The organism is Allomuricauda sp. ANG21 (genome assembly GCF_040705235.1).
GTDB classification, from domain to species: domain Bacteria; phylum Bacteroidota; class Bacteroidia; order Flavobacteriales; family Flavobacteriaceae; genus Flagellimonas; species Flagellimonas marina.
This window is the reverse complement of sequence record NZ_JBFCVT010000003.1, coordinates 44,202-58,876: the sequence shown is the minus strand read 5'-3', so window position 1 is coordinate 58,876 and position 14,675 is coordinate 44,202. Positions and strand designations below refer to the sequence as shown.

The 14,675-nt window shown below is 41.4% G+C and carries 13 protein-coding genes and 1 rRNA gene; 5 read left to right on the top strand and 9 right to left on the bottom strand.

Features of this window, described 5'->3' with window-relative positions; translation table 11 throughout:
- Nucleotides 1-74: 74 nt before the first annotated feature.
- The 3 genes from rrf to AB1A65_RS07035 all read left to right on the top strand — a co-directional run bounded on the left by rrf (nt 75) and on the right by AB1A65_RS07035 (nt 2,249).
- Nucleotides 75-186 (top strand): 5S ribosomal RNA (gene rrf, locus AB1A65_RS07045).
- Between the two features lie 75 nt (nt 187-261).
- Nucleotides 262-1,599: an amidohydrolase family protein gene (locus AB1A65_RS07040; RefSeq protein ID WP_366587194.1), complete on the top strand. Its 1,338-nt coding sequence runs from the start codon at nt 262-264 to the stop codon at nt 1,597-1,599.
- Between the two features lie 5 nt (nt 1,600-1,604).
- Nucleotides 1,605-2,249 carry a hemolysin III family protein gene (locus AB1A65_RS07035; protein ID WP_366587192.1) on the top strand — a complete coding sequence of 215 codons (645 nt, stop codon included), beginning with the start codon at nt 1,605-1,607 and terminating at the stop codon, nt 2,247-2,249.
- A gap of 50 nt (nt 2,250-2,299) precedes the next feature.
- On the opposite strand, the gene AB1A65_RS07030 is transcribed toward AB1A65_RS07035, so the two are convergent.
- Nucleotides 2,300-2,989, bottom strand: a complete 690-nt coding sequence (locus AB1A65_RS07030; RefSeq protein WP_366587190.1) for a ZIP family metal transporter — start codon at nt 2,987-2,989, stop codon at nt 2,300-2,302.
- 56 nt (nt 2,990-3,045) lie between these two features.
- Between AB1A65_RS07030 and AB1A65_RS07025 the strand changes: the two genes are divergently transcribed.
- A complete protein-coding gene (locus tag AB1A65_RS07025) occupies nt 3,046-4,206 on the top strand; it encodes a THUMP domain-containing protein (RefSeq protein WP_366587188.1) in 1,161 nt (386 codons plus the stop codon).
- A 184-nt stretch (nt 4,207-4,390) separates the two neighbouring features.
- On the opposite strand, the gene AB1A65_RS07020 is transcribed toward AB1A65_RS07025, so the two are convergent.
- Genes AB1A65_RS07020 through rlmD form a run of 4 tightly spaced genes read right to left on the bottom strand, consistent with a single transcriptional unit; the run spans nt 4,391 to nt 7,433 of the window.
- Nucleotides 4,391-4,732, bottom strand: coding sequence for a VOC family protein (locus AB1A65_RS07020; RefSeq protein WP_366587186.1), 342 nt, complete (start codon nt 4,730-4,732; stop codon nt 4,391-4,393).
- Nucleotides 4,732-5,493 carry a DUF6048 family protein gene (locus AB1A65_RS07015; protein WP_366587184.1) on the bottom strand — a complete coding sequence of 254 codons (762 nt, stop codon included), beginning with the start codon at nt 5,491-5,493 and terminating at the stop codon, nt 4,732-4,734. The genes AB1A65_RS07020 and AB1A65_RS07015 overlap by 1 nt, the downstream gene beginning before the upstream one ends.
- Nucleotides 5,474-5,992 (bottom strand): DUF6452 family protein, encoded by a 519-nt coding sequence (locus AB1A65_RS07010; protein WP_366587181.1) that lies wholly within the window; start codon nt 5,990-5,992, stop codon nt 5,474-5,476. The genes AB1A65_RS07015 and AB1A65_RS07010 overlap by 20 nt, the downstream gene beginning before the upstream one ends.
- Nucleotides 5,993-6,020: 28 nt before the next feature.
- Entirely contained in the window at nt 6,021-7,433 is a 1,413-nt protein-coding gene (gene rlmD, locus AB1A65_RS07005) for a 23S rRNA (uracil(1939)-C(5))-methyltransferase RlmD (RefSeq protein WP_366587179.1), read from the bottom strand.
- A 235-nt stretch (nt 7,434-7,668) separates the two neighbouring features.
- Between rlmD and rocD the strand changes: the two genes are divergently transcribed.
- Nucleotides 7,669-8,913, top strand: a complete 1,245-nt coding sequence (gene rocD, locus AB1A65_RS07000; protein WP_366587177.1) for an ornithine--oxo-acid transaminase — start codon at nt 7,669-7,671, stop codon at nt 8,911-8,913.
- A 75-nt stretch (nt 8,914-8,988) separates the two neighbouring features.
- On the opposite strand, the gene AB1A65_RS06995 is transcribed toward rocD, so the two are convergent.
- From AB1A65_RS06995 to AB1A65_RS06980, 4 genes are all read right to left on the bottom strand, one after another.
- Complete coding sequence (locus tag AB1A65_RS06995) at nt 8,989-9,504, bottom strand: outer membrane beta-barrel protein (RefSeq protein ID WP_366587175.1); 516 nt, start codon at nt 9,502-9,504, stop codon at nt 8,989-8,991.
- Between the two features lie 124 nt (nt 9,505-9,628).
- A complete protein-coding gene (locus AB1A65_RS06990; protein WP_366587173.1) occupies nt 9,629-10,681 on the bottom strand; it encodes an LD-carboxypeptidase in 1,053 nt (350 codons plus the stop codon).
- Nucleotides 10,682-10,762: 81 nt separating this feature from the next.
- Nucleotides 10,763-12,040 (bottom strand): carboxypeptidase-like regulatory domain-containing protein, encoded by a 1,278-nt coding sequence (locus AB1A65_RS06985; RefSeq protein WP_366587196.1) that lies wholly within the window; start codon nt 12,038-12,040, stop codon nt 10,763-10,765.
- 147 nt (nt 12,041-12,187) lie between these two features.
- Entirely contained in the window at nt 12,188-14,638 is a 2,451-nt protein-coding gene (locus tag AB1A65_RS06980) for a M14 family metallopeptidase (RefSeq protein ID WP_366587171.1), read from the bottom strand.
- Nucleotides 14,639-14,675 lie beyond the last annotated feature (37 nt).

The window sequence follows — 14,675 nt, the reverse complement described above, 5'->3', positions numbered from 1 at the left end:
GCGCAACAATGCGCCGTCCCATATTATGTCATGCTTCGGCTGCGCTCAGCAACCGACAATAAAATATTGAAGACCTAGGTGGCCATGGCGACGGGGCCCACCCCTTTCCATTCCGAACAGGGAAGTTAAGCCCGTTTGCGCCGATGGTACTGCCACACCAGGTGGGAGAGTAGGTAGCCGCCTTCCTCAAGGCCCTTCACTTTATAGTGAAGGGCCTTTTTTGTTTTTATACATTATCTTTAATCAAAAACATAACCAGCCATGCGAAAACTTCGATTGACCTCCTGTTTCCTACTCTTTTCATTCATATTATTTTCCCAAGAAAGCCAAGTAAAGGCTCTGGTTGGGGGCACATTGATTGATGGATATGGCTCAGACCCCATTAAAAATAGTGTTATCCTTATTGAAGGAGAACGCATCAAAGCTGTGGGTACTGTAGAAACCCTTGCTGTTCCTGCAAACGCCGAAGTTATTTCTACGGAAGGGATGAGCGTGTTGCCCGGTCTTTGGGATATGCACGTGCACACTATGATTAATGGCCATGCCGATTATGCCTATTGGGACAAAACCTATCCTCCTTTGTTTAAGGATGTTATTATGCCCGCCTCGGCACATCAGCTTTTAATGGCCGGGGTTACAAGTGCTAGAGATTTGGGGGCTCCCTTGGAGGAAAGCATTGCGGTACGCGATGCTATCAATTCTGGAGAAATACCAGGGGCCACATTATATGTTTCAGGGCCTTTTATTCAGCATAAACCGTATCCAGGGACTGAGGATTTTCGGTGGGGAGTCAATGGAGCCGAAGATGGCCGGAAAAAGATTCGGAAATTGGCCAATGCTGGGGTGGATGTCATTAAATTGATTGACCATGACCAAATGACCATGGAAGAGCTCAGTGCAGTTGTGGACGAAGCCCATAAACATAATCTAAAGGTTGTTGCCCATGGGCATCGACCTGAAGAAATCCGAAGAGGATTGGAAGTGGGCGTGGATTGTTTTGAACACACGGGTTTGTCATCTGCTCCCCGTTATCCGGATGATATCATAAAACTAATTGAAGAGCGCACCGCTCAAATGAACAAGGGGCCACTATTTTGGTGCCCCACTGTGGAAGGACTCTACAATTATGAGTATTTGAGAGATCATCAAGAAGTATTGGATAACGATTCATGGCATTTAGGATTGCCGGATACCGTGATTACTGACATCAAAAACAGCTTTAAACACCCAGATAGGCTTCCTTATTTTCAGTTGACACCCTCACGAAGACCAACGTTACAAACCAAAGTACAGCAACTATTGGATGCCGGTGTGGTACTATTGATTGGAACGGATAGTGGAATCCCAATGAAATTTCATAGCCAATCCACATGGAACGAGCTTGATGTTTGGGTGAATGAGTTTGGCATTGACCCGATGTACGCCATACGTTCGGCTACCTACTGGCCCGCCCTTTGGATGGGGGTTGCTGATGAAGTGGGCACTGTAACTCCCGGAAAGTATGCAGATATCATCGCCGTGAAGGGTGATGTGTTGCGATATATAGACCTGCTTCAAGATGTGGATTTAGTGGTGAAACACGGTAAACGCTATAAATAAATCGATTGACACCTAAATCTGACCCTGTTTTATTGGAGGAAAAGTGGAATGTGTATTCCCATGCCTTCGGAATAGTATTGGCCATTATAGGCACTATATTTCTATTTCAAAATGATTTGAGCCAAACGCCTTATTTGTATGGAAGTGTTTGGATTTATTGTTTTTCTCTTGTCCTATTATTCACGGCTTCAACGGTTTATCATTCCGTTCAGAACCCAAAATTGAAAAAGAAATTGCGCGTTTGGGATCATATCAGTATCTATTATTTAATTGCTGGTACGTATACGCCGGTATGCCTTACCGTGCTCTTGCCCTCCAAAGGGTGGTTGTTATTTTATTTGGTTTGGGGAATCGCTTTGTTCGGAACTATACTTAAACTTTTTTTCACTGGAAAGTTTGAAGTCTTTTCCCTTGTTCTTTATGGGGTAATGGGCTGGATCATTGTGATTGATTTGCCATATTTGATTCAAAACATGTCTACCAAAGGTTTGCTCTACCTTTCATTGGGCGGAGCCTTTTACACTTTGGGCATAGTTTTTTATGCTGTCAAAAGAATTCCGTTTAACCATCTCATATGGCATTTTTTTGTGCTGGGCGGGGCAATTAGTCATTGGTTTTTAGTTCATGGAATTATATTGGATTCAATTTAAGGTAATACATGAGAGATTTTAGCGTATAATAGCCAAAAAACTAAATACCGCTACACCAAATAAGCAATCCCAATCCCAAGGATGATCACCAGCAATTTTCTTAAATTAAAAGCATGCCCCTGTGAACTTTCAAAAAGTATAACGGTGGATATGTGCAAAAACACGCCAATGGCCAATGCGGTTAAATACTGGCCGTAATGCCCCACCCATTCCGATTGTGCGGCCATATATGTACCGATTGGGGTCATTAATGAGAACATCGTAACAAAAAGCAGGGCCCAAACAAGTTCTATCTTGGAATTGATCAGGAAAATGCTCAAGATGATGGCCACAGGGATTTTATGAATGATGATACCATATAAAATGGGCTCATTGCCGTGTATGGGAACCCCTTCTACAAAAGCGTGAATGCACAGACTCAAAAATAGCAATAGTGGAAATTTATTTTCCTCCAAATTAAAATGCATGTGCCCATGTTCAGCACCTTTAGAAAAGAATTCCAAGAATACTTGAAGTAAGATTCCACCCAAAATGAACAAGGCTATGGTTTTTGGGTCATGTTCCTCGTAAACCTCGGGAAGGAGCTCAAAAAAAGTAAGGGCCAATAAAAATGCACCACTAAACGCCAATAACAGTTTTATGTTACCAGTATTTTTGGGTTTTGCCACCCACACAAAGGTAAAGCTACCCCAAACAGCAATAATCGGGATTAGGAATACAATTAAAAAAGGAAAATCCATAGGCTGGGTTGAAGGGTTAAAAATAGCCTATTTTTGTGGAAAGACTTTAAGAAAAGATGGCAGGAAATTTTAAGATGTTGGCCAAAACCTTGTTTGGATTTGAACCAATTCTGGCGCAAGAATTACGGAATTTGGGAGCTGGTCACGTGGAGGAGGGTGTACGAAATGTAACCTTTGAAGGGGATACTGGATTTCTTTACAAGGCCAATCTTTGCTTACGTACTGCCCTAAAAGTGCTAAAGCCCATTGCCACATTTAAGGTCCACAATGAAAAGGACCTGTATAAAAATGTCTATGAAGTGGATTGGCCCAGCATTTTTCATCAAGAAAAGACTTTTGCCATTGACTCCACGGTGAACTCGGACAATTTCAATAATTCCATGTTTGTGTCACTTAAGGCAAAAGATGCTATCGTGGACAAGTTCAGAGCTGTGGTTAGGCAGCGTCCCGATGTAAATTCGCAGGATGCTGATGTACGCATCAATATCCACATCTTTAAAAATCAATGTACGGTTTCACTGGATAGTTCCGGTGCCTCCCTTCACCAAAGAGGCTATCGGATTTTGACCAATATTGCACCCATTAATGAAGTCTTGGCTGCAGGACTGCTTTTACAGAGTGGTTGGGATGGTCAAACCGATTTCTTGGACCCCATGTGCGGTAGTGGAACATTTTTGATAGAAGCGGGTATGATAGCTTGCAATATTCCAGCAAACATTAATAGGGAGTCCTATGCTTTTATGAATTGGGCGGATTATGAACCCGAATTGCACCAAAAAATAGTCGATGCCAGTTTGAACAAAACAAGGGAGTTTCATCACAAGATCGTTGGGTATGACAAAGCCCCTTCCGCTGTCAGAAAATCGCAGGAAAATGTTGATAATGCGAATCTTTCGGAATACATGACCATAGAACGCAAGGATTTTTTCAAAACTGAAAAGCCTGTGGAAGGAAAACTACATATGGTGTTCAATCCACCATACGGAGAGCGCCTACCTATTGAGATAGAAGAGTTTTACACTAAAATAGGGGATACGTTAAAACAGAATTATCCAGGAACGGATGCTTGGTTGATTACCTCCAATTTAGAAGCTTTAAAGTATGTTGGACTTAAGACGTCTAGAAAAATTAAAGTTTTTAATGGGAAATTGGAGGCTAGATTGGTTCATTATGAGATGTACGAGGGCAGCAAAAAGGCAAAATTCAACGCAAATTGATGGGATTTACACGAAAAAAGTGCTCCATGTTAAATTAAAATTTACTTAAGTTTACCAAAATGTTTATTTTTGAAGCCTTTAAGATTCAAACTAACTAACTCAAGAATTTAAGATTACTTAACTAACTCAAATTAATTACTGACGAAAAAAGCCTGCGGAAGCAGGCTTTTTATTTATCAAACAATTACTTGTCGGACCAAATGGCCAGTTCATTACCGGATGGGTCTTTAAAATGGAACCGACGTCCGCCCGGAAAGGAAAAAATGTTTTTGGCAATTGTTCCGCCTGCTTGTTCTACCTTTTGTTGGATAGCTTCCAAATCCTGATGATACAGTACAATAAGTGCTCCATTGACAATGTCGTTTTCCGTTTTTTCAAAGCCACCCTCAAGTCCGCTTTCCGAAAAAGCGGTGTAATCTGGGCCGTAGTCTGTAAAGGTCCAGCCGAACACCCCAGAATAGAATGCTTTTACTTTCTGTAGGTCCTTCGCTTTAAATTCAACATAGTTGATGTGGATATTCTTCATTAGGGCTCTTGATTGGTCTCCTTGGTCTTTTTTGATTTCTTATACAATGGAATAAAGTAGGTGAGGGTATAGTTGTAGCCCACCCCAAAATTACTTCCGCCCGTAACCTTGTTAAACCCGGGAATCCAAAGATTGGGGAAATTTTCATCTTCTTTGTTGGTAACTAAAAACCCCAGACGGGCGCTCATGCCTATATAAATATTGGCAAACAATTCCGCTTTAATGCCCATGACAAACTCCAGCCATGACGCACTTAGTCCACTGTACTCGACATTGGGGTTGTTACCTGGCACAAAATCAGGATTAAAGAATTGATTACTTTCATAAATATTGTAGTCCTGCAACGTTTGGCTAAAACTGGCAACGGCATAACGGCCACCAATGGTAATGGCATTGTTCATACCGAACCAATTTTCATAGGTATTGACTTCCGCTCCAATCTTAATATAGCTTCCCGATGTTTCATAGCGATACAACAAGGTACTGCCTAGGCTTTCATCCTGCAGCTTTTTTTCATTTCCAATTTCAGCGGCCAGATACAGTTTTCGGGTGAGTCGGTAATCGCCGACAAGTTCCAGTCCGGTATAATCTTCATCGATAAATGAGAAAGTTAATCGACTCAGGTCAGCCCCGACCCGCAGTCCATATTCATCTTTATATTCCACGGTATCCTTGGCCTGAAGGTCTATGGGCTCACTTTGTGCCCTTGTGAGTAAAGGCAACAGAAAGAGTAAAAAAAGACTAATGAAATATTTTGACATGGATAGCATTGGAGTTTTCTACTGTTTGTTGGACCACTTGAATATCTTGAATCCAGTTATCGGCGCCCTCTGTGAGTGTTACGGACAAATCATTGAAATTGGCAACAAAACCACAAGCCCTAGAAATAAAAGCTTCACCGTTGGTATACGCAATGCTCAGTGTGTCCAGATTACCAGTTTCCAATTCTGTTTCCGCATCGTCCGCAGAATCCATAATGAACACATAAGACGTGTTTGTGGTGGTAATCCGTAGGGGAATTGATAAGGAATCGGGTGAGTTGGCCCTATCATTAAAGGAGTCGTTGTCCAAAACGGTGTTGTTGTCAATGGCCCTAATGCGAAGGGAAGGTACTTCTTTGGCAAGAGTGGTATCCTCAATATCAAAGAAACCAACTACCAAAAGTGGCGTGTCGCCTTCCACACAGATGTCGTCTTTTTCACAGGAGGAAAAATAGATAAGGAAACAAGCGATAAGTAAGATGGGGAGAATTTTTTTCATTCCGGTTCAGCAGGTTTAAAGTCAAAAATTATACCCGTTTTTCCAAAAGTACAACATTTTCAACGTGGTGGGTTTGCGGGAACATATCCACGGGCTGAACTTTGGTGACCTTGTACAAATCTTTCATAAGGGCAAGGTCCCTGGCTTGTGTAGCACTATTGCAACTTACATAGACGATTTTTAACGGGGCAACTTGTAGCAACTGCTCCACCACATCTTTGTGCATCCCATCTCTTGGTGGGTCTGTGATAATAACATCAGGTTTGCCGTGGAGGCCAATAAAGGATTGGTTGAACACATTTTTCATATCACCCACAAAAAATTCAACATTCTCAATAGTATTGTGCACGGCATTGGCGATGGCGTCTTCAATTGCTTCTGGAACAGATTCCACACCAATAACTTTTTTGGCCTTTTTGGCCACAAATTGGGCAATGGTTCCTGTTCCAGTATATAAATCGTAGACCACTTCATTTCCAGAGAGATTGGCAAAATCGCGGGTCACTTTATACAGCTCGTATGCTTGCTCCGAATTGGTCTGGTAAAACGATTTTGCATTGATTTTGAACTGTAGCCCTTCCATTTCCTCAAAAATATGGTCACGCCCCGAAAAGCAGATGACCTCTTGGTCGTAAATGGTATCGTTTTGCTTGGAGTTGATGACATATAGCAACGCGGTGATTTCAGGGAATTTTGTTTGAAGATGGTTCAAAAGAAGCTCACGATGCTCTAAATTATCCTCGTAGAATTGGACCAAAACCATAATCTCCCCGGTTGAAGCTGTTCGGATCATCAATGTGCGCAAAAGACCTGCTTGCTTTTTGGGGTCAAAAAATGAAAGTCCATTTTTTTGGGCGAAGTTTTTTGTTTCCAACCGAATGGCATTGGATGGGTCTTGTTGCAAATGACATTTTTTAATATCCAAAATCTTGTCCCACATGCCCGGAATATGAAAACCTAATGCATTCCTATCTTCAATATCTTTTTCAGAGTTGATTTCCTTTTGGGTAAGCCATCGACTGTTGGAAAAGGAAAATTCCATTTTATTTCTATAGAAATATTGCTTTTTGGAGCCTAAAATGGGAGTTGTCTCCGGCAATTCCAAATGTCCAATACGCTTAAGGTTGTTCTCTACCTCGCGCTGTTTAAAAGACAGTTGATGCTCATAGGCCATATTCTGCCATTTGCATCCACCGCAAACCCCAAAATGCTCGCAAACAGGGGCAGTTCTTTTTGGGGACAGGGTGTGGTAATGGGTCGCAACACCTTCAAAATACGCTTTTCGCTTTTTGGTGGTCATAACATCCACCACATCACCAGGTACGGCATTGGATAGGAAAATTACCCGTCCATCCGGAGCTTTCCCCACTGACTTTCCCTTTGCTCCGGCATCAATGACCTCTACTTGTTCAAATGTCTGTCTCCTGTTCTTTTTCCGCATGGGGCAAAAGTAACTTCTTTTTGGTATTTGACATTGTGCAGCTTCTTAAATTGACCCTAAACTTTGTTGGGGTTAAATTTTCGGAATACACATCTGTAACACTTGGATTTAAGCAATAATTTGTAATTTGCAGGCACTTCTAGGGATGATTTCTCTCCCACGCTGCTTTTTCGAGACTTCGAAAGAATAAAGGTATTGTAGGAATGGTTATTTTATTGATTTAAAACTATTTAAAATGGCTGTTTTAGAGCATTTAACATCGCAGCAAGCGATTGATTTGGAAAACAAGTATGGAGCCCACAACTATCACCCACTTCCTGTAGTATTGAGCCGGGGAGAAGGTGTCTATGTTTGGGATGTAGAAGGGAATAGGTATTATGATTTTTTATCGGCCTATTCCGCGGTAAACCAAGGACATTGTCACCCAAAAATTGTGGGGGCCATGATGGAACAGGCGAAAACCTTGACCCTGACCTCACGGGCATTTTACAATGACATGCTAGGTAGATTTGAGGAATACGCCACCTCCACTTTTGGGTTCGATAAGCTTTTACCCATGAATACGGGCGCAGAAGCGGTTGAAACTGCATTGAAAATTTGTAGAAGATGGGCGTATCAAAAGAAAGGAATCCCAGAGAATCAAGCGCAGATCATTGTTTGCGAAAATAATTTTCATGGACGCACCACAACAATCATTTCTTTTTCAAATGACCCTGTGGCCAGAGAAGATTATGGTCCGTACACACAGGGGTTCATTAAAATAGAATACGATAATTTGGTGGCTTTGGAAAAAGCTTTGGAGAGCAATCCTCATGCTGCCGGATTCTTGGTGGAACCTATTCAAGGGGAAGCTGGAGTTTATGTTCCGTCCGAAGGCTATCTGAAAAAGGCGAAAGCACTTTGTGTGAAGTATAATGCACTTTTTATTGCTGATGAGGTTCAAACTGGAATTGGTAGAACCGGAAAGATGCTTGCTGTAGACCATGAAGACGTAAAACCAGATATTTTAATATTGGGCAAGGCCCTTTCGGGTGGTGCTTACCCTGTATCGGCGGTATTGGCCAATGACAATATTATGCAAGTTATTACTCCTGGTAGTCATGGAAGTACTTTTGGAGGTAATCCTGTGGCAGCTGCTGTGGGTATGGCTGCCCTAGAAGTTATCAAAGAGGAAGAGCTCGCCCAAAATGCAGATGAATTGGGTAAGGTTTTTAGGGATGAGTTGAACAAGTTCATTCCAACTTGTGATTTGGTTGTAAAGGTGCGTGGCAAAGGATTGCTCAATGCTATTGTTATAAACGATTCCGAAGACAGTTCCACAGCGTGGGATATTTGTATGGCCTTAAAGGAAAATGGATTGTTGGCGAAACCTACCCATGGCAACATAATCCGTTTTGCACCACCTTTGGTCATGAACCGTGAGCAATTACTGGATTGTGTTTCTATAATTATTAGAACGCTTGAGAATTTTTCTAAATAGAATTCTTTAGAGGTAGTATTGAAAATAAAAAAGGGCCGTGAAATCACGGCCCTTATATTTTGAGGTAACTAAAAATTATAAAAACTTATAACCGACTCCTACGGATAAATAGTTGCCCCTAACTTTGATGTCCTCACTGCCCGTATACGAGTTGTTTATTTGAAATGTGTACCGTGCTTCAATAAAGAAATCCTCATCAATGTCATAGCCAATACCTCCAGCTACATCAAACTCCACACTACTAAAATCCTCTGGAGTATCTTCAAGGGAAAACACAAGTTGTGGCCCAAATTGAAGATTAAATTTCTCTGAAATGGCAAATTTACCAAGAATAGGAAGTATCAATCCATTTGATTCATCTACAACCGCAAATAAAAGCTCAGGTTGAATATTGAAGTTTTCAGCGACGTTAAAATCAGCTACTGCACCAATATAAAATCCAGATTCTGATGCGGATATAGTAATATCTTCAGCCTTAACACTACCCCGGGCATTCAAATATCCCGCAGTTGCTCCAAATCTTGCTTCCTGTGCATGGGAGGATAGAACAATTCCAAACACTGCAACGACTACTAAAACTAGTTTTTTCATAGTTAAATAAAATTTATGTTTAGCCGCCAAAGATAGAAATATTAGTAATCGGTGAGAGAAATTTTTGCAAGTAAATAGAAGTATAAAAGAACGTAGTTTCTTAACAAAAAGAAGCTCTTTATCTTTATAAAACAGCAGCTTCCAATAGACGGAGTTGTTTTTTTGTGGCATTAAAATGGGCATTTATACCAATAGGAAGGGTTAGGTTATTGGGCACATGACCAAAGCTCATACCGTACATCGCTGGAATTCCCAAAGGTGCCAATCTATCGGTAATGACTTCTTTAAGGGTAAAGTTGTCACTCATTTTTAGTCGGTCACAGCCCTTGAATACTCCTAATATTATTCCTTTGGCATTAGGGAGCGTAGCACTTTCTGAAAATTGTGTGAGCATACGGTCAATACGGTATGGAGGTTCTTCCACTTCTTCCAAAAAAACCAGTTTATCCGTAAAATCAATTTCATAAGGCGTGCCCATCATGGCGGTTACCAAGGACAGGTTGCCGCCCACAAGTTTTCCCTGGCCCTCACCATAGGTTATGGTGTACCTGTGATATTCACTGTCCATATAATCTTCAGGGTCCGTTAAAATAACATTTTTCATGGGCAGGATTTCCGGCCCCTCCATAAGTATACGCTTAAAATAAGCTTGACTGTACTCGTTATCAATTGTGATTCCAACTGGACCGTGAAAACCCACTAATCCCGTTTTTTGGTAAATAGTATTGATTAATGCCGTAACGTCACTGAAACCAATGAGCGGCTTTGGGTTTTGTTGAATAAGTTCATAATCCAATAGAGGTAATAGTCTAGTGCAGCCATATCCACCTCTAACACACAGGATTGCATTAACTTGAGGATTGGTAAACATCTCCATTACATCCTTGGCTCGTTCTTCATCCGTATTGCTGAAATACCCACGGTTATCCAGAATACGATCTGTATGATGGGTCTTAAATCCCATTTTTTGCAAGGTTTCTACTACTAGGTAAAGTTTCTCTTGATCAATGGAGTATCCTGGGGCCACCAGACCGATGGTAGCTCCCTTTTTCAATTTTGGAGGCTTGATACGAGATTCCACTTGAGATAGTGGAGAACTACTCCAACCAGTTTGGTGCAATAGTGTTGTAGTCCCTAAAGCAGCGACTGATTTTAAAAAGTTTCTTCTTTTAGACATGAAGTAGAGGTTGCATGATTAAACCCAAAGCTGAATCCCTTGGTAAAAATGCAAAAAAAATATGAACTATCCTGCTTAGAATTATTTGCTATTACGCTGAGAGCGTCGCAATTGCCGTTGAATTTTGCGGATAGCGGACTCGATTGACTTTTCGGGTTCTATAATGTTATACTCGCCCCAAAAATCTGGATCGGAAAAACCAACAGCTTCATCACTTAGGATAATGGATTTTTTAACCCGCTCCCTATTTCTGGGGAGTTGACCTGTTTCGTTCTTTTCCCAATCGGTTATAGCCATTTCAGCGGTCATACTGTAGACCGAGTTGAACAATTTATCAGCCCAGTCAACTTTAAATTCCATCATTACACTGCTATACCCATAGTACCACTTACCACCCTTTTCGCGGTAATCCACACGATAGGCCACTTCGGTGGGCCAAACATCCACTCCAACGGGTTTTCTTCGGACAAAAAGACGAGCCGCGGCATCCTTATCGGTGATATTGAGATTGTAGATGGCACTGGTCAACGTTTTGTTTTCTACATCAATAAAAAGTTCGCCACCATATAAGGGCTCCATAATGGTTTCCAATTGATTGAACTTAATCACGTATATGAGCCGGTCGTTGATTCGCGTGGAGCGGTCAAAAGAAAACGTGTAGTCATCTATGGAGCCGTCTGCAAAAATGTATTCGGGATATTTCATGATATCCACATACAATGTATTGAATGGTCCACCTTGTAGTTTTAAAGCAACGGTGTCCAACTTGCTGTAATCGGTACTTTTTCGTGCTTTATATAATTCCAATGCATCATTACGCGTGGAATTATAGGGGGTTTTATAAACACTGACCACAGCCTCAGAAAGGGACACATTTCTTCTTCGTTTTTTTATGGTTTCCCGATAAAAGGCGGTCATCAATGTAAGGTCATTAAAATAGTTTTCGCCTTTTCTGGCAAAAGTTTCCTTTACCAAAGCCTTGGCATCCTTAGGGGCATTGATATTGATTTCCGAAAGTTGCGTAACTGATACTAAAAGTGCAATGGTATTGCCCTCTGGCTGAAACTGAAGTAATGGAATGGTCTTGCTTTTATAGCCCAAGAAGGAAACGATAACGTTGCCGGCAGCAATGTCAATATCTTTAGGAACCTTCAGCAAGAAATCTCCTTCGGTATTTGTGATGGTACTGATATTGGTACCCTCCACAGAAATTGTGGCAAAAACCAGAGGTTTATTGGTAGATTCGTCGACGACCTCACCTCTATATTGATTAAAGTCATTGGTGCCTTCTTCTTGGAAAGCCCAGGAATGGGTTGGGCAAAAGATTATCCCAGCCACCAAAAAAACAAGGGATGTTATTTTTTGCAAAAAATGGGTTCTAGCGTGCATATCCTAAAAACTTATACCTGTTGAATCTATTAAAGATACAAAAATTAAGACATCAAAATTGCTTCAATTTTCTTAAAATTTAACCGGTAACGGGTTTAAAATCAATAAAAAAGAACACTAATCCACCATAAAGAGTGCATTGGCAAAAAACAGTTTTCCGTTTTCCCAAAAACCACGGAAAAGTGGGTTGTCTACCATATAAACCACCTGACCATTTCCAAAATTTTCTACACCAAAAACAAGGGATTCCTTCACTTTCTTCTGTGCTTCACTTCCAGCAAATCCAGAAAATGGCTTGGTGTTTTCCTCCAAATACACGGCGTTACCACTATTCATATAGCTGTAACTGGCATTGCCCAATTTTAAAGTGAAATAGTCCTTACCATACCCGTATGCCAACGGATGGGTGTTGTCTACCTTGGTCTTAAAAATAGCACCGGTTATGGCATCCTTGATTCGTTCCCGCTCCGAATTTTTGTGGGGGCTTGGTGTGTTGGCGGCTGAATCGTTCTCCATTTTCTTTTTCGCTATTCCAAAACCGTTCTCACCCTCCAAGGCTTCAATGGCACCGCCCATAGCAATTATTTTGCCCCCTTTTCGGACCCATTGCTGTAATTTCTGGAGTTGTTTTTCATTAAAGTGATTTCCATACCTTCCTCCGGGAAGAATTAAGGTATTGTATTCGTCCAAATCCACTTGGTCTGCATAATCATCATCGATTACGGTTAGGGGGTAGTACAATTGTTGTTCAAAAAAGTGCCATATTTCTCCAAAACGAAGGGTAGAGGAGGGACCACCTGAAAGCACTGCAATCTTAGGCTCGGTAATCATTTTAATGGAGGATGAACCAAAGTCCTTTCCAGAATCCACAAAACCAGTCTTTGAACTTGTGATACCTTTTCCATATTTCTGGGAAGCGGTCGTAAGAACTTCCATAAAATCATTTTTATGCTGGTTGTCACCTTTGGTTATGATTAAGGAGCCTCTTTCAAACGATTGCCCTTCAATAGAAAAAGGATGGTCTGCTTTACGAACACGGATTCCCGCCTTGAGCAAATCCGCAAGAAATTTTGCATCCTTTAAGCTGTTCCAGTCTGTGATATAGGCATAACTATCTGGCGAGATATCACTGCTGGATATCTGTTCTGCTGCTCCATTGGCAGAAACCAAGGATGTAGATGCAATCGCATCCAACCCATAAGCATAAGGAAGCGACCAAGCCGTAATATCATAGGTGAGGGAATCGCTCAATTTGGCATTGGGCTCAAACAATACCTTTACCAAAGTCCCCTTGGTCTGATTGGTGGAAACCACTAAACTGTTGTTGGTCGTGGTCATACTGCCGCTACCTCCCGCAGTGTAGTCAAAACCTTTTACAGTTCCATTAGAAGGACTGCCGTAGTTTATTTTATGTTTGTCCAAGAGCGATTTTAGTGCGTTTATTTTGTCTTTGTCCCCGTTCAACACATAGCTCTTGTATTTAAAATTCTGGTTGTCATAGAATTTTTTGAACTCGGCATTCAAACGCTCGGCATTTTGTGAAGAAACCTCAACGGTGGACATTCCCGTGGTGAAGTGATGCTCAATTCTGTCTTTTAAGGTCAATGTATCTCCAATAGCTGTAATAACGCCCAATCCTCCTTGTCCACCGCCACCTTGTTCATAGGTCATTCCAATAGCTCCATTGTACGTTGGATAGGTATCGCCATAGCTTGGATAAAAAAGGTCAAAAACCTCTTTTGTGAAGTAAAACCAACCGTTGGCATCAAAATACCTGGCATGGTTCTTTCCCAGGGTAATCTGGAAATCACGCTGAAAATCGGTTATCACTTCGTGATAAGGTTCGGCTGCAGGTGCAAAATAATAGGGGTTGTTCATGCCTTGCTCATGAAAATCCACATGCACGTGCGGCAGCCATTCGTTATAAACTTTTAGACGTTGTTGGCTCTCAACCTGGGTCAACCATGCCCAATCACGGTTCAGGTCGAACATATAGTGATTGCTTCGCCCGTTCCACCAACCTTCATGGTGTTCCTTGCTATTGTAATCTACTTGATACGGTGTGTTCTTATATTGATTGTACCAATTGCTGTATCTATCTCGGCCATCAGGATTGATACAAGGGTCCATGATGACCACTGTATTTTCCAGATATTGGCTTTTGGAAGTCAAAAGCTCATAAATGGTCTTCATGGAAGCCTCGGTGCTCACACTTTCATTTCCGTGTACGTTGTAACTCAACCAAACAATGGCCTTGGAGGTATTTCCACCCGCTTCCGTATCTTTTAAATGCTCTTGACGGATACTTTCTAAATTGGAAATGTTTTCAGCGGAGGACACATAGGCCAAAAGCAGGGGCCTACGTTCATTAGTCTTTCCATAGACGGTCAATTTTACCCTATCTGGGGCCTCTTCGGCCAAATATTCGTAGTAATCGACCACTTCATGGTGGCGGGTAAATTGGGTGCCTAATTCATACCCCAAAAACTCCGAAGGGGACTTTAATTGTGCTGTTGCGGATATAAAAAAAGCAAAAGTTGTAATGAAAGAGAGGAATAGTTTTGTCATGTATGAGGTGATTAGTCAGAACCAAATCTAACAATAA

Bases quoted from the DNA above. Each gene is read 5' to 3' on its own strand.
- AB1A65_RS07040 (WP_366587194.1), top strand. From the start codon at position 262: ATGCGAAAACTTCGATTGACCTCCTGTTTCCTACTCTTTTCATTCATA.
- AB1A65_RS07030 (WP_366587190.1), bottom strand. From the start codon at position 2,989: ATGGATTTTCCTTTTTTAATTGTATTCCTAATCCCGATTATTGCTGTT.
- AB1A65_RS07025 (WP_366587188.1), top strand. From the start codon at position 3,046: ATGGCAGGAAATTTTAAGATGTTGGCCAAAACCTTGTTTGGATTTGAA.
- AB1A65_RS07020 (WP_366587186.1), bottom strand. From the start codon at position 4,732: ATGAAGAATATCCACATCAACTATGTTGAATTTAAAGCGAAGGACCTA.
- AB1A65_RS07015 (WP_366587184.1), bottom strand. From the start codon at position 5,493: ATGTCAAAATATTTCATTAGTCTTTTTTTACTCTTTCTGTTGCCTTTA.
- AB1A65_RS07010 (WP_366587181.1), bottom strand. From the start codon at position 5,992: ATGAAAAAAATTCTCCCCATCTTACTTATCGCTTGTTTCCTTATCTAT.
- rlmD (WP_366587179.1), bottom strand. From the start codon at position 7,433: ATGCGGAAAAAGAACAGGAGACAGACATTTGAACAAGTAGAGGTCATT.
- rocD (WP_366587177.1), top strand. From the start codon at position 7,669: ATGGCTGTTTTAGAGCATTTAACATCGCAGCAAGCGATTGATTTGGAA.
- AB1A65_RS06995 (WP_366587175.1), bottom strand. From the start codon at position 9,504: ATGAAAAAACTAGTTTTAGTAGTCGTTGCAGTGTTTGGAATTGTTCTA.
- AB1A65_RS06990 (WP_366587173.1), bottom strand. From the start codon at position 10,681: ATGTCTAAAAGAAGAAACTTTTTAAAATCAGTCGCTGCTTTAGGGACT.
- AB1A65_RS06980 (WP_366587171.1), bottom strand. From the start codon at position 14,638: ATGACAAAACTATTCCTCTCTTTCATTACAACTTTTGCTTTTTTTATA.